At 58.4% G+C, this 18,916-nt stretch carries 15 protein-coding genes; 7 read left to right on the top strand and 8 right to left on the bottom strand.

Features of this window, described 5'->3' with window-relative positions; translation table 11 throughout:
- Positions 1-20: 20 nt before the first annotated feature.
- Complete coding sequence (locus GH722_09415; protein ID MRG71990.1) at positions 21-1,037, bottom strand: metal-dependent hydrolase; 1,017 nt, start codon at positions 1,035-1,037, stop codon at positions 21-23.
- Between the two features lie 352 nt (positions 1,038-1,389).
- On the opposite strand from GH722_09415, the gene GH722_09410 reads away from it, so the two are divergent.
- The 7 genes from GH722_09410 to sdhB all read left to right on the top strand — a co-directional run bounded on the left by GH722_09410 (position 1,390) and on the right by sdhB (position 11,859).
- Entirely contained in the window at positions 1,390-1,779 is a 390-nt protein-coding gene (locus GH722_09410; GenBank protein ID MRG71989.1) for a hypothetical protein, read from the top strand.
- Between the two features lie 332 nt (positions 1,780-2,111).
- Positions 2,112-3,788 carry a BamA/TamA family outer membrane protein gene (locus tag GH722_09405; GenBank protein MRG71988.1) on the top strand — a complete coding sequence of 559 codons (1,677 nt, stop codon included), beginning with the start codon at positions 2,112-2,114 and terminating at the stop codon, positions 3,786-3,788.
- The gene (locus GH722_09400; GenBank protein ID MRG71987.1) at positions 3,788-8,149 is read left to right on the top strand and encodes a hypothetical protein; all 4,362 of its coding nucleotides are present in this window, start codon (positions 3,788-3,790) and stop codon (positions 8,147-8,149) included. Before GH722_09405 ends, GH722_09400 begins: the two co-directional genes overlap by 1 nt.
- A 326-nt stretch (positions 8,150-8,475) precedes the next feature.
- On the top strand, positions 8,476-8,865 hold the full coding sequence (sdhC, locus tag GH722_09395) for a succinate dehydrogenase, cytochrome b556 subunit (GenBank protein ID MRG71986.1): 390 nt from the start codon (positions 8,476-8,478) through the stop codon (positions 8,863-8,865).
- Positions 8,866-8,869: 4 nt separating this feature from the next.
- Entirely contained in the window at positions 8,870-9,253 is a 384-nt protein-coding gene (gene sdhD, locus GH722_09390; GenBank protein ID MRG71985.1) for a succinate dehydrogenase, hydrophobic membrane anchor protein, read from the top strand.
- Positions 9,254-9,258: 5 nt separating this feature from the next.
- Positions 9,259-11,049: a succinate dehydrogenase flavoprotein subunit gene (locus GH722_09385; protein ID MRG71984.1), complete on the top strand. Its 1,791-nt coding sequence runs from the start codon at positions 9,259-9,261 to the stop codon at positions 11,047-11,049.
- A gap of 30 nt (positions 11,050-11,079) precedes the next feature.
- Positions 11,080-11,859 (top strand): succinate dehydrogenase iron-sulfur subunit, encoded by a 780-nt coding sequence (gene sdhB, locus GH722_09380; protein MRG71983.1) that lies wholly within the window; start codon positions 11,080-11,082, stop codon positions 11,857-11,859.
- Between the two features lie 92 nt (positions 11,860-11,951).
- Here the strand turns inward: sdhB and GH722_09375 are convergent, their stop codons facing one another.
- The 7 genes from GH722_09375 to rplU all read right to left on the bottom strand — a co-directional run bounded on the left by GH722_09375 (position 11,952) and on the right by rplU (position 18,811).
- Entirely contained in the window at positions 11,952-14,021 is a 2,070-nt protein-coding gene (locus tag GH722_09375; GenBank protein MRG71982.1) for a PAS domain-containing protein, read from the bottom strand.
- Positions 13,930-14,520: a GNAT family N-acetyltransferase gene (locus GH722_09370; protein MRG71981.1), complete on the bottom strand. Its 591-nt coding sequence runs from the start codon at positions 14,518-14,520 to the stop codon at positions 13,930-13,932. The genes GH722_09375 and GH722_09370 overlap by 92 nt, the downstream gene beginning before the upstream one ends.
- A 127-nt stretch (positions 14,521-14,647) precedes the next feature.
- Complete coding sequence (locus tag GH722_09365) at positions 14,648-15,916, bottom strand: glutamate-5-semialdehyde dehydrogenase (GenBank protein MRG71980.1); 1,269 nt, start codon at positions 15,914-15,916, stop codon at positions 14,648-14,650.
- Entirely contained in the window at positions 15,913-17,025 is a 1,113-nt protein-coding gene (locus GH722_09360; GenBank protein MRG71979.1) for a glutamate 5-kinase, read from the bottom strand. The genes GH722_09365 and GH722_09360 overlap by 4 nt, the downstream gene beginning before the upstream one ends.
- 8 nt (positions 17,026-17,033) lie before the next feature.
- Positions 17,034-18,071, bottom strand: a complete 1,038-nt coding sequence (gene obgE, locus GH722_09355; protein MRG71978.1) for a GTPase ObgE — start codon at positions 18,069-18,071, stop codon at positions 17,034-17,036.
- A gap of 83 nt (positions 18,072-18,154) precedes the next feature.
- A complete protein-coding gene (gene rpmA, locus GH722_09350) occupies positions 18,155-18,412 on the bottom strand; it encodes a 50S ribosomal protein L27 (protein MRG71977.1) in 258 nt (85 codons plus the stop codon).
- A 3-nt stretch (positions 18,413-18,415) separates the two neighbouring features.
- Positions 18,416-18,811, bottom strand: a complete 396-nt coding sequence (gene rplU / locus GH722_09345) for a 50S ribosomal protein L21 (protein MRG71976.1) — start codon at positions 18,809-18,811, stop codon at positions 18,416-18,418.
- Between the last annotated feature and the right edge of the window lie 105 nt (positions 18,812-18,916).

The following is an 18,916-nucleotide window of genomic DNA, read 5'->3' as shown; positions in this document are numbered from 1 at the left end:
TGCTTCAAAACATTGGCGATCTATTGCGGCGGCGCAAGGGTCGGGTCTGTCAGCCGTTGCCAGATCCAGGCCGCATCTTTCAGCCTGCGGTCTGACGGTATCCGGGTAATCACCTCTGGCATAATGCCGTCGCCGTTTCGCCGGCCAAGCGCAAAGGTGAAGACGTAATCCGGGTGCAGACCCATACGCAGATCAGACAGCAGCACCACTCCGTCCTGTTCGCGCAGCGCGTACAGGCCAGAGGTAAAGTGATCAACTTTTCCAATGGCGGCTGAATCCGGCAGCATCGCCCGCAATGTTCCGCCCTGGGTGAACCGCTGGATAACACCTGCCGGTTCGGGGTCGAGCAGTGACCCGGCCAGTGTCAGCACCTCACCATCCGTCGTGACGGCAATGGTGCGCCAGACCAGCGTGTTGAATGGCAGGGGCTGCGTCTCGGAAACGGCGATATCTTCACCCGCTGCGGCAAACACCACAGCCGCATCACGCGCCATGACCTGCTGCGCGACAACAGACCAGCCCATATAGAGACTGCTGACAACCAGTGCTGTCGTGAATATCCGCCTGAAGAACGCCGACCATATCCCGCGAAACAGCGCCAGCATGACAGCCACCAGCAGTGGCAGCGTGTAAAGCGGATCAATGATGAAAATACTGGAGACACTGACCGGCTCGTCGAAAAACGGCCAGAACAGACGCGTTCCATAAGTGGTCATCGCGTCAATGATCGCATGGGTAACAAGTGTCAGCCAGACCGCCAGCCAGGTCCGGAGCCGGATATCTCCCAGCCGCCTGTCGAGCCGGATCAGGAGTTCTCCCAGAACCGGTGCAACCAGCGTATGAACCAGAAACGCATGGCTGGGGCCACGATGTTCAATATAGGAATCAATGGGATCATCATAGCGGATGAAGACATCCAGATCCGGCAGCGTCCCCAGAACACCGCCAATCAGAACTGCCCGCCGGGGCCCGACAACCGGCCCGATGACAGCCGCTGTCACCGCTGAGCCAAGTACAAACTGGGTAAGTGAATCCATCAATAGCTCCGGTCAGGATAAAGCTGGTGCCGTTAACCGGAAAGTGTGGCTTTCACCGGCACAGAACAACAACAGATTGCCCGATCACAAAGATAGCATCTGGCAGGCATCCGGAATGTTCCCGTTATGTGCCCACCCCCATTTCGAATGCCCGGACAAGCCCGCTGACCTAGGTTGGTTAACAGCAGGACGAGGCAACCCAGAAAGGGCGGTCATCTGAAGGTGGAGAAACCATAAAGGGAGCACTGCAATGCAAAGTGCTGATATTAAAGCCATAATCTCAACCAGAGACCCCATATTCGCCCGACTGCTAAAAGTCCTCCTTGAAACCGCGGGCGTACAGGAAATAAACATGTCGCCCTTGCCCGACGATCTGTCGAAAGCTGCGGCATCCAGAGACCCCGTAATTGTGTTTGCTGAATGGAACACAGATGTCCCGGCCTCCACACCGGTCAGTGGTGCAGGCAAACCAGCAGCAAATGACAACAGAAGCTGCCCGGTCGTCTTTGTCGGCAGTGAACACAGCCTCTCAATCCTCGACAAGGCGCGTAAACGGGGCGCATCAGGATACATTTCCGCCCCCGTCGGACTAAAATCGGTTCAGGCCTGGGTTGCAGGTCTTGTTGACGGCGTTGATGAACTTATCACGGTTCCCGGCTATCTCGGCCCTGAACGCCGACGCCGCTTTGATTCTCTGACAAACCACACGGACCGCCGCCATGAACCGGTTCATGCCTGCTGAATCACTACGAATTATTGATCAGACAGCGTTGGATTCGAGCCGCAGAGCGGTTTATACAAGCACCGGAAGCCAGTCCATGTGACAATCATATGTTGATTGTGAACCATTTATCATCACATGCGTTGACAGGCGGCACTTCGGTCAAAGGCTGAAAACCCATTTCTCATCGTGTTAACATACCGGCCGGTCTGGTTGTCGGGCTTTTTACCCTGATAGCTGTCGGCTGTATCACCGGCATACCGACCGGGCAGGCGGCGACACCTGCTCCTGCCGCAGCCACGGCTTATGCCTATGAACCTGTCATAACCGGAACCAGCGAAATTCCGGGACAGATGTTTGACACCCTGACTGAAACCGCGCTTTCCTTTCGTCTGAAGGACACCCCGCCACCATCACAGGCCAGCCTGTCCCGTCGGGCAGAAGGTGATATCGAGCGTCTCGTCAAGGTTCTGAAAAGCGGCGGATACTATGATGCCGCGGTAACTTTCGAGATTATCCCGCCGGGTGATACCGAGCAGCAGGCAAGCCTGGTCTTTTCCATCGAACCCGGAACACCTTATCTGATCGCTGATGTTCTGATTGATGACACCGGTCACGGACCAAAACCGATTGATGATGCAAGGCTGGAGAAGATAGGTCTTCATTCAGGCCACCCGGCCCGGGCCAGCGACATCCTCGAAGCAGAATCCGTCCTGACCCGGCTGTATCACGAAGATGGCTATCCGCATGCCACCATCGCGAAGCGCCGCATCCGGATCAATCCGCCGGAAAAGACAATGACCATCAATTTTGCCGTCGAGCGAGGGCAGAAACTGGCTTTCGGCGCAACCGGCATTCACGGTCTGACCTCCGTAACCGAGAAGCATGTCCGGGAATTCATTTCCTGGGAGACCGGCGAACCCTATGACATTCGCAAGGTTGAGAAAACCCAGCGGCTGCTTGAATCAACCGGGCTGTTCAACCTCGTCACCGTGCAGGTGGCCGACAAGCCGACATCAGGGGCTGATCAGGTTGCTGCCCGTATTGACCTGAAGGAACGTGCGCATCGGTCGATTGGTTTCGGCACCCGGTTTTCGACCAGTGAAGGCCCCGCCGGTGATGTCTTCTGGGAACATCGGAACCTGTTCAACGAAGGCGAAAAACTGCGGCTGGGGGCCACAGCCTCACTCATCGAAAAGGGTGTTGAGGCAAATTTCGTCGACCCCCTGCGACAGGATCCGAGACGCAGCCTGCTGATTGAATCCGAAATCAAATCAATCACCAGCGATGCCTATAATGACAATCATGCCGCCGTCTTTGCCGGTATCGAGCAGTCATTATCGCGCTGGTGGACCGGCACGCTTGGCCCGACGGTCGAATATTATGACATCAGTTCATCAGAAGAATTCAATGGCCGTGTCACCCTGTTCGGCCTGCGCGGCAATCTGGCCTATGACAGCACGGATAACCGGCTGAACCCCGGAAAAGGTGCCCGGCTTCGTGTCGGCGCAACCCCCTATACCAGCTTCGGGGAACAGAACGTCAGTTTCCTCCTGTCCTCTGTGGAAGCCTCGACCTATTACGCTTTTGATGAGGAAAAGCGCTATGTTGCCGCCGCCCGCACCCGGCTGGCGAGCACTGTTGGCGCAGAACGTCGTGCCATCCCTCCGTCTAAACGGTTCTATGCCGGTGGTGGTGGTTCTGTCCGGGGCTTTGCCTTCCAGACGGTGGGACCACTGGATGAAGACAATGAACCGATTGGCGGCCGTTCCGCCGCCGAATTGGGTCTGGAACTGCGGCTCCGCGTGACGGACAGCATCGGAATCGTTCCCTTTCTCGAAGGCGGAAATGTCTATCGCGATGCCCTGCCCGATTTTCAGAAGCCTGAGTTCCTCTGGGGAGCCGGCCTCGGCTTCCGGTATTACACCGAGTTCGGCCCGATCCGCCTTGATATTGCCACACCGATCAACAAACGTGATGTGGTGGATAAACCGGTTCAGTTTTATATCAGTTTCGGTCAGGCATTCTGATGACCACGACAACTGCACAGAAACCGCCGCGCACCGCATGGCGGTGGGTCTGGCGTTCCGTTCTGGCTGCACTGCTGATAACGGCTGGCGCTGTCGCCTTTCTCACCGGCACCAGCACGGGGCTCCGGCTGTCAGCCGGTCTTGCCTCCGGTGCCGCAGACAAAATTGCCGGTATTGATCTCAGGATCGAGAATATCAGAGGCTCGCTCTGGGGGCGGCTGCAAATCGCAACCCTCCGTCTGAAGGCCCCCGATGGTCTGAATATTGCCGCCGACGACCTGATCATCGACTGGTCTCCGCTGGCCCTGTCACGGTCAGTTCTCGACATACAGGAAGTCTCGGCCAGGCGACTTGCAGCCAACCTGCCGCCAGCCTCAACCGAACCTGCCCCCGAAACAGCAGCGGAACCCTTTTCTCTGCCCCGCATCGGCCTGCGGCTCGAAAAACTTAATCTGCCGGAAATCAGTGTCGGACTCCCTGATCTTGCCGACCCGCTCCTCCTCAGCGCCGTGGGCGATATCATCCGCACCGCCGAAGGGGAAACCACCGCGACGCTGGCTGTCCAGCCACTTGCAACCAGTCTTGACCGGCTCGCCCTCACCGCACGTCATTCCCAGTCCCGTGAAACCCTCGACCTGACCTTCGACGCAGTGATGACCCGCGACGGCCTTTTTGCCGGACTGGCCGGATTGCAGGAAACACTGGCCGGACCTGTTACACTCTCCCTGAACGGCAGCGGTCCGTTGTCGGGATGGCAGGGCAGCCTGAACCTCGATTATGGTGATCTGCTGACCCTGAAAAGCGATGTCGGGGCTTCGCTTTCCGACAATCAATGGCTGCGACTGGAAGGCGTCACCGATCTCAGACAACCGGGCGCACTCAGCCTGCCGGATCTGCTGTCCGGGAAAATCCGTCATGCGGTTTCCGTCAAGTTACTGGAAGATGACAACATCGCCATTGACGGTCTGAATATAAGCCTGCCGGAACGTTTCACCCTGACCGGGGATGCCCGGGCAAAGGCAGACCTGTCTGACATCACCGCCACGCTCGACCTGCAACTCGATCCGTCAGTTGCTGCACTGGCTGGCCCCGGTATTGGCTGGGATGATGTTTTCCTGACCACCGCCATTGCCGGCAACCCTGCCCGTCCGGAAATCGATCTCGTCGCCTCGGCCACCCGTCTTTCCGTCGACAACCTTCTGAAGGCAGATGCCAGTCTGTCTGGCCGTCTCACCGGGGCGCCCGGTAACCCGTACAAACTCGACCTGTCCACAATCGTTTCTGACATTAGCTGGAGTGACGGCATTCCCGGCGGCCTGATCGGCTCAGATGCCAGCATCATCATTGCGGCAACCGCAGAACCAGACTTCAGCCGGTTCACTCTCACCCGTGCCGATATTGATGCCGGCGACCTCTCCGTCAGGGCCAAAGCCAGCGCCACAGCGACAGGTCAGGTCTCTGAGACAACCCTGACCCTGACCTATGCCGACATCTCCAGACTGCATGACCTGACCGGGCTTGATCTCGCCGGACGAGCTGACTTCACCCTGACAGATTTCTCCGGCGATACTGAACAAGGCTTCCGCGGCAAGCTGTCTCTGCGGGGACAGAAACTCACAACCGGAATTCCCGATCTTGACCGGCTTGCTGGCAACAACCCCGTGATCAGTTCAGATATCCTGATTACCGGCGATGGTAACCTGACCCTGAATGATCTGGCTGTCCGTGCAGGTGCCCTGTCAATTGATGGCCAGACCACCTTCTCGGCGACAGATGAACAGATCAGTGTTGATCTTTCCGGGGCGGTCGCCCCCGACGGGCTGCCGTCGCAGGACTCCGTCGCATTTTCGGCTGCCCCACAGTTTGCCATCAAACTGAAAGGCCCCGCCACTAAACCCGCAGGAACGGTCTCCCTCAGTCTTGCGTCCCTGAAGCTTGCCGGTTTCCCGGTTGAGAAGATCAGACTGGATAACCGGGTCAACTGGTCCGGAGATACCCCATCAGTCTCCGTCACTCTCACCGGCAATATTGCCCGGCAGGCACTGACCGCATCCACGACCATCCGCGCTGAAACGAATGATCTCGCGCTTGATAGCCTGAAGCTCAGCCTGCCCGGCATCGAGCTTGCCGGGGATATGAAACTCCCCGGCTATGGCCCCGCGATTGCCGGAAAGCTGCAACTGGATATCCGCCACGGTGAGGCTCTCACTGCACTGGCCGGGATGCCGCTGAAACTTTCCGGAGATGTCGGGATTGATCTTGCCGCCGTCAAAGGCCGTCAGACTGTGACCATCCAGTCCGACCTCGCCAGCCTCCGTCTGGAAGATGCCACAGGAGCGGAGACAATCCGGCTGGACCGGGTAACGGTGGCAGCCCGCATCGATGACGCCCTCACCACACCGCAACTGACCGCAGACCTGCGAACCCGTAGTGTGACGGTTCCCGGCGGCACTGTCTCTGTGGCCAGACTGAATGCAGAAGGCGGCCTGGACTCCCTGTCCTACCAGCTGACGGCAGAAGGCCGGTTCGGAAAACCCCTGACGACCGATATCTCGGGAAATCTGGCGATGTCCGATACCGGCATCACCGCCGCGATTGACCGTGGCAACATCATCTATGACGGTCTGAAAACAACGATAACCGAGCCGCTGAGGGTCGCCTTGCAAAATGGCGAGCCACGGGACGCCAGCGGAAAACTGGCGGTTGCGAACGGCACGGTTACCCTTGACTACACACATACGGGCAAGACCGCCGGTCTGACTCTCGATCTCACGGGGATTGATCTGGCAAAGCTGGCAGCCATCGCCGAGCAGCCCGGCCTTACCGGCAAGATCGGCATGAATCTGGCGGCGAAAGAAGCGGCGGGCAAGGTCACGGCGACAATGGAACTCGCAATGACCGGCCTGCGCAGTGAAGATTTTCCGAGCATTGACCCCATCAGTATCCGCCTGTCCGGCGACCTGAAGGACAACCGGCTGAAACTGAAAAGCGACTTTGACGGCATTGATCTGGAGCGGACGGCTCTCAATGCCGACATCCCGGTCACGGTTTCACTGACAACACCCTCTGCCAGCCTTGCCTCCGACGGCCCGCTGGACGTCACCGCCGTGCTGGTCGGTGATCTCGGGCGGATCTGGCCGCTGCTGCCCCTGCCGGAACATCAGATGACCGGGCGGTTTGAAATCGACGCGACGGCACGCGGTAGCGTCGACAAGCCTGTTCTCTCCGGCGAGGTTACGATCACTGACGGTCATTACGAACATCTGGAATATGGCACGCAATTAAAGGCCATTACCCTGGATGCCGCCTTCAGCGATGACCGGCTGATCATAAAGCGCTTCGACGCAACCGACGCGGGAACGGGCAGGCTTTCCGTAACTGGCCAGGCAGCCCTTGGCGGCGGCAAGCCGGTCTTCGATGTGGCCTTCACCATGAACGGAGTAAAGCTTGTTCACCGGGATGATATCGAAGTCCTGGCTTCTGCCGATATCAAGGCGACCGGCGATGAAGCAGGTGGTAAAATCAGTGGCGGGCTGACCGTCAACCGGGCAGAACTGAACCTGAACGCCGCATTGCCGCCTTCTGTCGCCTCTGTCGAGGTAGAGAACGATCCGGGCCGGAAGGAAGAACCCGCAGAGACAGCCCCCGCCTATCCGATGGCCCTTGACCTGTATCTCGATGTTCCGGGACAGGCCTTTGTTCGCGGGCGTGGCCTTGATTCCGAATGGGCCGGGCGGCTTGATGTCACGGGAACAGCTGATCAGCCGATTGTCACGGGATCGCTGAACGCGGTGCGTGGCCAGCTTGATCTGGTTGGCAAAAGCTTCGACATCAAAAATTCCTCCGTCAGCTTTGGCGGCGGTGTCTCACTGGATCCGAAGCTCAATATCGCCGGTGTTTACACAACCGATGACCTGACGGTCACGGCCGAGGTTGTCGGCGTTGCCTCAAAACCTGAGATCCGGCTGAGTTCAGTTCCCCCGTTACCCCGTGACGAAGTTCTGTCCCGCGTATTGTTTGGTACGGGCAAGGGTAATCTGGGTCCGCTGGAAGCCGCCCAGCTGGCCGCTGCGGCGGCAGAGCTGAGCGGTGCTACCGGCAATGGTCCGGGTATCCTGGGACGTATCCGCAACATCGCCGGAGTTGATGTACTCCGCGTTGAAGACGGGGCCAATGGCCCGGCCGTTGCAGCAGGTAAATATGTCGCAGAAGGTGTCTATGTCGGTGCAAAACAGGGGTCCAAACCCGGCTCCAGCGGGGTCGAGGTGGAAGTCGAGATCACCCCGAACATCTCTGTCAAATCAGAGGCCGGACAAACCGGCGACAGCAATATCGGCGTACAGTTCAAATGGGATTACTGACGCTGGCGCCGTCCCCGGAACACCCGGTACCACCATCGGATCAGTGCTGATAAAGTCATTCGGCGCGCCAATCGCGTCTGGATGGCAGAACAGTCCGCCGGATATCCCCGTTGAACGGCCGGGAAACAAAGCCGGGCGGGCCGGTTATCCCGCAATTCGCCCGTCTCATCAGCAGTATGATGCAGAATCCCCGGAAGGCGGCTATTTTTAGCTTTCATTGACTTGCAGTAATCCCAACTCTAAACCATCCTGCTATTGCAGTGCGGCAGAATTGCTGTCGGAGGCATGCCGCGCATTGGAAACAAACGAGTTCTCGAGGGATCGTCATGGCAACGAAAGCGCGGCCTCTTTCGCCGCATCTCCAGGTTTACCGGCCACAGATCACGTCTGTGTTGTCGATCAGCCACCGCATCACGGGTATTGCCCTCGCGGTCGGCACCATACTTCTGGTCTACTGGCTGGGCGCTGCCGCCGCCGGACCGGAAGCCTATGCGACAGCACAGGGTTTCATCGGATCATGGTTCGGTCTGTTGTTGCTGGCCGGCTGGTCTTTCTGCCTGTTCTATCATCTCGCGAACGGTATCCGGCACCTGTTCTGGGACGCCGGCAAGGGTTTCGAAATCGAGACCATGGAACTCACGGGCAAGATCGTGGTCGCCGCTGCGGTTATTCTGACAGTTCTGGCCTGGGCCATCGGCCTGTCGATGGGAGCATAAGACCATGAACAGCATGCGTACGACACTGGGGCGCATTCGCCATCTCGGTTCCGCCAAGGAAGGCACCCATCACTGGTGGGCACAGCGTGTAACCGCTCTGGCGCTGGTTCCGCTGACCATCTGGTTTGTCATTCAGGTCATCCGTCACGCCACCGGCGATCATGCCGCCGCCATCGACTGGATCGGCACGCCCTACAATTCGCTGATGATGGTCCTGCTGACCATCGCTGTCTTCCATCACGCACAGCTTGGTCTGCAGGTTGTGATTGAAGACTATGTCCATAACGAGATGACCAAGCTGGCCAGCCTGCTGGCCATCAAGGGCGCCTGCTTCCTGCTCGCCGTCTACGCCACCATCTCTATCATCCGCATCGCGCTTGGAGGCTAAGTCATATGTCCAAGGCTTATGAAATTACTGAACATAACTATGATGTCGTCGTTGTCGGTGCGGGCGGCGCGGGTCTGCGTGCCACGCTGGGCATGACGGCTGCCGGGCTGAAGACAGCCTGTGTCACCAAGGTTTTCCCGACCCGCAGCCACACGGTCGCAGCACAGGGCGGCGTGGGTGCCGCGCTGGGCAATATGGCCGAGGATGACTGGCGCTGGCACATGTACGACACCGTCAAGGGGTCGGACTGGCTGGGCGATCAGGACGCCATCGAATATATGTGCCGCAACGCAATCCCGTCGGTCGTGGAGCTGGAGCATTTCGGCGTTCCCTTCTCACGCACCGAAGACGGCAAGATCTATCAGCGGCCTTTCGGCGGCCATATGAGCAACTACGGCGAGAAGCCGGTGCAGCGTGCCTGTGCTGCTGCTGACCGGACCGGCCATGCGATCCTGCATACCCTGTATCAGCAGTGCCTGAAGCATGATGCGGATTTCTTCATCGAATATTTCGCCATCGACCTGATCATGGACGATGACGGCTCCTGCCGTGGCGTGCTCTGCTGGAATCTGGAAGACGGCTCCCTGCATCTGTTCAAAGGACAGGAAGTCGTTCTGGCAACTGGCGGTTATGGCCGCGCCTACTTCTCCTGCACCTCGGCGCATACCTGCACCGGTGACGGCATCGGCATGGTCGCCCGTGCCGGCCTGCCGAACCAGGACATGGAATTCGTACAGTTCCACCCGACCGGCATTTACGGCGCCGGCTGCCTGATTACCGAAGGCGCCCGCGGTGAAGGGGGGTACCTGACCAATTCCGAAGGCGAGCGGTTCATGCCGCGTTACGCCCCGACCGCCATGGACCTGGCTTCCCGCGATGTTGTCAGCCGGGCCATGACCATTGAAATCCGCGAAGGCCGCGGTGTCGGTGCCGAAAACGACCATATCATGCTGCATCTGGAGCATCTGGGCGCCGAAGTCCTGAATCAGCGTCTGCCGGGCATCACGGAAACCGCCCGCGTCTTCTCCGGTGTTGATGCCACGAAAGAGCCGATCCCGGTTCTGCCGACGGTGCATTACAACATGGGCGGCATTCCGACCAATTATCATGGCGAAGTGCTGGCCCCGACCAAGGACGATCCGGACAAGGTCTGCCAGGGTCTGATGGCTATCGGCGAAACCGCCTGCGTTTCAGTCCACGGTGCCAACCGTCTTGGTACCAACTCGCTGCTCGATATCGTGGTCTTTGGCCGCGCCGCCGCTCAGCGTGCCGTCGAAGTGGTGCAGCCGGGCGAACGCCATCGTCCGCTGGCTGAAAATGCCTGTGAGAAAGCACTCGACCGTCTTGACCGCATCCGTCATGCCAATGGCGAACGCAAGACCGCCGATGTCCGTCTCGACATGCAGAAAACCATGCAGACCTATGCCGCCGTCTTCCGCACCGACAAGACATTGCAGGAAGGCTGCGACAAGATGTCCGAGGTCAATGCAACGATCCCCGATCTCAAGATCGCCGACCGTTCGATGATCTGGAACACCGACCTCGTTGAGGCGATGGAACTGGACAATCTGATGGCCTGCGCACTGACGACGATTTACTCCGCAGCCAACCGCAAGGAAAGCCGGGGCGCGCATGCAAATGAAGATCATCCGGATCGTGATGACAATGACTGGATGAAACACACGCTGTGCTATGTCGACGACAAGGGTAAAACCGATATCGCCTACCGGCCTGTCCATATGTACACCATGACCAATGAGGTCGAGGTGTTTCCGCCCAAAAAGCGCGTTTACTGATTTATTTCTGAAGACGGAGACGAAACTCCCATGGCTGAATTCGCCCTGCCTGCAAATTCCCGTCCTTCCGAGGGCAAAACCTACAAGGCCCCTGACGGGGCAAAGAACGTCAAGACGTTCAAGATCTACCGCTATGATCCGGACGAGGATTCGGCACCGCGGATCGATTCCTTCGAGATCGATCTCGATGCCTGTGGCCCGATGGTTCTCGACGCCCTGCTCAAGATCAAGAACGAAGTCGATTCATCGGTAACCCTGCGCCGCTCCTGCCGTGAAGGCATCTGCGGTTCCTGCTCGATGAACATTGACGGCACCAATACGCTGGCCTGCCTGAAACCGATTGATGAAGTCAAAGGCGACGTGAAGGTCTATCCGCTGCCGCATATGCCGGTCATCAAGGACCTGGTGCCTGATCTGTCCGTGCCTTACGCACAGCTGAAATCAGTCCAGCCCTTCCTGCAGACCGATACTCCTGCACCGACCGACACCGAACGTCTGCAAAGCCCGGAAGAGCGTGAAGCGCTTGATGGTCTCTGGGAATGCGTACTCTGCTTCTGCTGCTCGACCAGTTGCCCGAGTTACTGGTGGAACGGCGACCGCTATCTCGGCCCGGCGGTTCTGCTGCAGGCCTATCGCTGGATTGCAGACAGCCGCGATGAGAAAACCGGGGAGCGTCTGGATAATCTCGAAGATCCGTTCCGGCTGTATCGCTGCCATACCATCATGAACTGCACGAAGACCTGCCCGAAAGGTCTGAACCCGGCAAAGGCGATTGCCGAGATCAAGAAACTGATGGTCGCCCGCCAGTAGGTGGTCATCTCATATCATTCCCCGGAGAGCGGTTTATCGCATTCCGGGGAATGATCAGACTTTCATATATAATAAAGGCCAGGCGAGCGGCGTCAGCTTTTCCGGACCGGGAATTGCAATGTAACGGTCGTCCCCTTGCCGTTCGTGCTTTGAATCGACACTCCCCCGCCATGCAGTTCCATCAGTGAACGGACAATCGACAGTCCGAGACCTGACCCTTCATGCTGACGGCGTTCGATATCTTCCTCAACCTGCGAAAAAGGCTCCAGAACCTTGGCAATCTGGTCTGCCGGGATACCGCGGCCCGTATCAGTGACCCAGACAAGATAACCTGCCGGGTTATCAGCTTCTGCCCCGATCGAGATTTCACCGCCTGTGGGCGTAAACTTGATCGCGTTCGACAACAGGTTGAGAAGGCATTGCCGGAAGGTCCGGTTATCCGCATAGACCGCGGGCAAACCCTCCGGAACTTCCAGTTTCAGCCGCAAGCCCTTTTGCTGGGCCCGCGCCTGAACCATATCGATCATCTCAGCCGAAACACTCCGGATATCCAGATGCTCCGGTTCCAGGTCAATCTTTCCGGCCTCGATACGCGAGACATCAAGAATATCGCCGATCAGTCCCAGAAGATGCGCTGCGCTGTTTCGGATATCCTTGAGATATTCCCGGTAACGGGGCGCCCCGATAGGTCCGAAAATCTCTTCACTCATCAGTTCTGAGAAGCCGATGATCGCATTCAGCGGGGTTCTCAGTTCATGGCTCATGGTCGCAAGGAAACGTGATTTCGCGCGGTTCGCCTCTTCCGCCCGGTCACGCATTACACGCAGTTCGTACTCTGCTTCACGCTGCCGGGAAATATCACGGGCGATGATCGAAAACCGGTCAACCTGCCCTCCGGTATTACGATGGGACACCAGAACCACAGAGCAGGGCAACGTGTTCCCCTCAGTTGTTCTGAAAACCAGCTCGCCCGCCCAGGTGCTCTTCAGCCGGGCCTGATGCATCGCATCATGCAACAGCATATGGCGCACTGATGTTGGCAGAAAATCAGTGATACGATGGTTCGTGATGTCGATATCGTCATCCAGCTTCAGCCCGTTACGCGCACCGGAATTGAGATAACCCAGCCGGCCGTCAGCACTGAAAATCGCAATGATATCGGTCGCCGCATCCAGCACCTCACGCAAATGCTGTTCTGCTGTTTCACGTGCTTTTACATTCGTACGGTCGACGACATAGCTGTCGTAGAACAGTCGCCCCGTCGCCGCATCCTCAGTGTTCCAGGCGACTTCTCTGGCCCAATGCCAGACACCGGTTTTCGGATGCCGGAACCGGTATTCCAGGGAATAGGGAGTACCCTCCTGTTTTCGCTGCTTCTCGGCTTCCAGATAGGCTGGCCGGTCATCAGGATGTACCAGAGCATACCATTCCTCGGGCTCATGGCCGGCAGGATTGATCTCACTGTCAAAGCCGACAAAACGGGCCGCATCCGGACCAATCGTCGTAACCCCGCTGCGCCCGCGTTCACTGCGGCAAAACACGATGCTACGCATATTTGACATGATCGAATTATGGAGCGTCGACTGCTCACTGACCTCCCCCGCATGCGCAAACAGGGACATTGTGCCGCCATCAGCTGTCCGCCATTCCGTCAGATTGTAACGCGCCCCGTCAGGCATGGGGCGCAGCAGGGAACCGACCGGGTTGTTGCGATAGGCGATCCGTTTCTCCAGCCATTCCGGATCATAGCTGGCTTCCGGAATTTCGCGCCGGGCATCAACTTCCAGCATCATCTCGCGGAAATCACCGCCCAGACGGACAATATCCAAGTAATTTTCATACGCCTGCGCAAAGGCTTTATTCATCCAGCGCAACCGGTCATCCGCATCATACCAGGCACACAGATGCGGACTGCAATCAAAGGCTGCAGCAAGACTCTCTATATCTGATGACAGGCCGGTTGATGTGGTTTTGCTCATTCCCGGATATAGATACAGACCAGTTTCAGTTACCCGAAGATACAACCACGTCCGGGTAATCGCACTGAAATTAGGCCGGGAGAGATAGAAACTACGAACGTTGTCCGGACAACCTGTCACGACAGGCCGGCCATTCCTCAGCAACAATGCTGAACCATGCCGAATGACGCAGGCGACCATCATGACAAATCACATGATTGCGGAAGATGCCTTCATCCAGCGCCCCGATCCCCGACAGCGCCGCCCGGGACTTCTCGTTCAGGCTGTCGGTCTTGAACTCAACCCTGTTGCATTTCCACACTTCAAAGGCATGGGTCAGCTGCAACAGCTTGGCCTCGCGGTTAACACCCGTCCGCTGAAAAGCTGCTGCCACAAAGGTTGATCCGATTTCCACCACCCGATTGGCCCGGACGATATTCATGAACCGGCTGGAACCAATGGGCTTACCGCTGGCGAGATCAATCGTCGCGAAGGGAATGGAGGTTCCGGCAGTACGCTGCGCCTCGGCATCAGCAATAAATTTCTCCATGTCCTGCAGCGAGCGGATCGGATAGGGGAACCATTTCGTGATATCGCCGGGTGCAATAGCTTCCCATAACGGCGCCGCATGCCGGGCCTCCAGCGGTTCCATACGTATCCGGTTTCCGACCAGCGTCGGGCGATCATCAGTTATCTGCAGCATTCGGCATTCCGTTTCTGAACTGGGGATATCAAGGAATTACTGACAACAAACCGCTGTCAGTTGCCGGTACCATAAAGCGCCTGTACCCGTGTGACAGGGCCACTCCATGCCCCGTGTTACAGGCCAATCAGGAACGCACCGCACCACCACCGCGGACCAGATACTTGAAGCTGGTCAGCTGTTCGACGCCAACCGGCCCCCGCGCATGCATCTTGCCCGTTGCAATACCAATTTCCGCCCCCATCCCGAACTCGCCGCCATCGGCAAACTGGGTTGAAGCATTATGCAGCACGATGGCTGAATCAATCTCACGCAGAAACCGGGTCGCCGCCGCATCGTCGGATGTGACGATGCAATCCGTATGGCTGGAACCATAGGTATTGATGAAATCAATTGCTTCATCCAGCCCCTCAACCTGCCGGACGGCAACGATCTGGTCGAGATATTCTGTCACCCAGTCTTCCTCTGTCGCAGGCTTTACCCGATCGTCGAGGGCACAGGTTGCTTCATCCCCCCGCACCTCGCAGCCGCCACTGATCAGATCGTCAATGATCGGCGCAAGGTGGCTTTGGGCTACAGACCTGTCCGCCACCAGAGTTTCCGTCGATCCGCAGATACCCGTACGCCGCATCTTCGCGTTGAACGCAATTGACCGCGCCATTGCCACATCGGATTGCCCGTGAATATAGGTGTGGCAGAGCCCTTCCAGATGGGCGAATACCGGCACACGGGCATCATCCATCACCCGCTGGATCAGCGATTTTCCGCCGCGCGGCACGATAACATCAACATATTCCGCCATCCGCAGCAGGGCACCGACAGCCGCGCGATCGGTTGTCGGCACCATCTGAATGGCGTCCGCGGGCAAGCCAGCCCCGGCCAGCCCGGTCAGCAGGCAGTCGTGAATGGCCCGCGAGGAATGATAGCTTTCCGAGCCGCCCCGCAGAATCGCAGCATTACCGGCTTTCAGGCAAAGCGCGCCGGCATCAGCCGTCACATTGGGCCGCGACTCATAAATCACACCAATGACACCAAGAGGCACCCGCACACGGGAAATATCCAGACCATTCGGCCGCTGCCAGTGCGCCAGGGTCGTCCCGATCGGATCATCCAGTGCGGCGATATCCTCCAGCCCCTTCGCCATGGCCTCGACCCGGTCGCCGGTCAGCAGTAGCCGGTCCAGCATTGCCTTGCTGAGACCTTTCTTCTCCGCTGCGGTCATATCCAGCTGATTTGCCGCCAGCAGATCATCAACACGGGCCCGAAGTTCGGCTGCTGCCAGAGTCAGCGCCCTGTTCTTGGCTTCCGTATCAGCAATGCCCAGTCCGTGGGCCGCAGCTTTCGCCCGTTTGCCGATGTCGGTCATCACCGCATCGACATCCATTTGCTTGCTCATGTCATCACCAGATCATCACGATGGATCAGTTCGTCCCGGCCACGATAGCCAAGAAGTGCTTCGATTTCACTGCTCTTGCGTCCCACCAGCAGCCGCGCATCTGCACTGGAATAGGCGCTGAGACCACGGGCAATCACCTGCCCCGCAAGGTCAGAGACAGTGATAGCATCACCACGATCAAAATCCCCCTCGATGGCGGTGACACCGGCGGGCAGCAGGCTGCGGCCGGATTGCAGGGCTTTCAGGGCGCCTGCATCAATAACCAGTCCGCCATTCCCGGCCAGACTGCCAAGTATCCATTGCTTCCGGGCAGCCTTCGGGCCGTCTTCCGGCAGGAACCAGGTTGCACGACCGGTATCATCCAGCCGCCGCAGCGGATTGTTCAGACGCCCCTGTGCGATGGCCATGCGGCAGCCGCCACCAAGGGCAATCCGGGCGGCGGCAATCTTGGTCTTCATGCCGCCGGTGCCGTAATCGGTCTGCGTTGCCCCGGCCGAGGCTTCGATGGCTCCGGTGATGGAAGTGACGACGGGGACGAATTCTGCCGCCGGGTCAATCCGGGGGTCAGCCGTATACAACCCGTCAATATCCGACAGCAGGACCAGCGTATCAGCACTGATCATGGCAGCCACACGGGCGCTCAGACGGTCATTGTCACCGAACCGGATTTCATCGGTTGCGACCGTATCATTTTCATTGATCAGGGGAACCGCGCCCAGTTCCAGCAATGTGGTGAAGGTCGAGCGTGCATTGAGATAACGCCGCCGGGTTTCGCTGTCTTCCAGTGTCAGCAGTGCCTGAGCGACCGGAATGTCATGCCGCCCGAGAGCATCCTGAAAGGCATGCGCGATCCGGATCATTCCAACTGCGGCCGATGCCTGGTTTTCCTCCAGCCGCAGGGTCCGGGATTTCAGGCCGAGACGGCGACGCCCGGCGGCAATTGCACCTGATGACACGATGACAACCTGCTGCCCGCGGGCCCGCAGCATGGCGACATCGTCAGCCAGCGCCATCAGCCAGTCCCGGCGAATGTTTCCGGTTTCCTCGTCCACAACCAGCGTAGAGCCTACCTTGACGACGATCAGCCGCCCGTCAGCCAGACGTTGCACTGCCCCGGTCACGGACGGTACTCCTCGTCAGCCTCGTCTTCCCTGGCTTCCTCGGCCTTGCCTTCAGCAATCTTGTGCCAGAGCCCGGCCAGCACGTTACGGACACCGGACCCGGAAACACCGGACAGCAGCATCACTTTCTGGCCACAGGCAGCTTCCAGCTCGGCCTTGCGTTCCGCGATATCCTCATCCGTCAGGGCGTCGATCTTGTTCAGCCCGACGATCTCCGTCTTGCCGGCCAGCTCCCCGCCATAGGCTTCCAGCTCTGTACGGATCGTCCGCCAGGCCCCGGCAACATCTTCCTGTGTGCCATCAACGAGATGCAGCAACACCCGGCAGCGTTCAACATGGCCAAGGAACCGGACGCCAAGGCCAACACCTTCATGCGCACCCTCGATCAGGCCGGGGATATCGGCGATGACAAAGGTCCGCTCATCAATCTGGGCGACACCGAGATTCGGATGCAGGGTGGTAAAAGGATAATCGGCAATCTTCGGCCGGGCGGCAGAAGTGGCGGCCAGAAAGGTCGATTTCCCGGCGTTCGGCAGCCCGACCAGACCGGCATCCGCAATCAGTTTGAGACGCAGCCATATCCACATTTCCTCACCCGGCCAGCCTTCGTCAAAGCGACGGGGCGCCCGGTTGGTGGAGGTTTTGAAATGCATGTTACCGTGACCGCCATCACCCCCGCTCAGCAGAACGACCCGCTGGCCGGGTTCGGTCAGGTCTGCCAGCAGGGTCTCTTTGTCTTCGCCCAGAATCTGGGTCCCGACCGGCAATTGCAGGATCACATCCGCCCCGGACCCGCCGGTGCGCTGCTTGCCCATGCCGTGATGACCACGTTTGGCCTTGAAATGCTGCTGATAGCGATAATCGATCAGGGTATTCAGATCATCGACACATTCCGCAATGACATCGCCACCACGTCCACCATTGCCGCCATCCGGCCCGCCCATCGGCACGTTCGCTTCACGGCGAAAACTGACGCAACCGGCACCGCCGTCGCCTGATTTGATGAAAACCTTCGCTTCGTCGAGGAATTTCACGTCGTGATCCTGTCACTCAAAAAAGAAAAAGGGGGAACGGCATTGGCCATTCCCCCTGGTTCAAACACCCTTGGGGTGATTGATTACGCCGGCTGCTCCACCGAAACATAGGTGCGCTTGCCGCGTTTGGTCTGAAACTTCACCTGGCCTTCAACAGTGGCGAACAGGGTGTGATCCTTGCCCATGCCAACATTGTCGCCCGGATAAAACTTGGTGCCGCGCTGGCGCACGATGATGTTGCCCGGAATGACGACTTCGCCACCATACTTTTTCACACCAAGGCGGCGACCAGCTGAGTCGCGACCGTTACGTGAACTACCACCGGATTTCTTATGTGCCATAACTTATTCCTTGCTTTCCGCTTCTTCAGCCGGAGCAGCCGCAGCTACTTCTTCAGCTTTTTTCTTCGGCGCTGCCTTCTTCTTGGCGGCCGGTTTGCCATCAGCGCTCAGCCCGGTGATGCGCACGACGGTTACGTCCTGGCGATGACCGGCCTTGCGGCGGTGATTCTTGCGGCGCTTCTTGCGCAGGATAATGATCTTGTCGTTACGGGTCTGTTCCAGCACTTCGCCGGAAACCAGCGCACCCTCAACCTGAGGAGCACCGACCTTATCACCGATCATCAGAACATTATCGAACTGCACGGCATCGCCGGCTGCACCAGCAAGCTTTTCTACACGGATCACATCGTTCTCTGCGACCCGGTACTGCTTACCGCCGGTCTTTATGACTGCGAACATCGTACCAACCACTTCATGAAACACAAAACAGGCGCGGAAACCCTCCGCGCCGGAGGGCGGCAATATAGCCACCAACCACCCACTGTCAACGCACATTCAGCGGGT

It is taken from the genome of Alphaproteobacteria bacterium HT1-32, assembly GCA_009649675.1.
In the GTDB taxonomy this organism is placed as follows: domain Bacteria; phylum Pseudomonadota; class Alphaproteobacteria; order Rhodospirillales; family HT1-32; genus HT1-32.
Note: the sequence above shows the minus strand (reverse complement) of the source record. Positions and strands in the feature narration are given on the sequence as shown.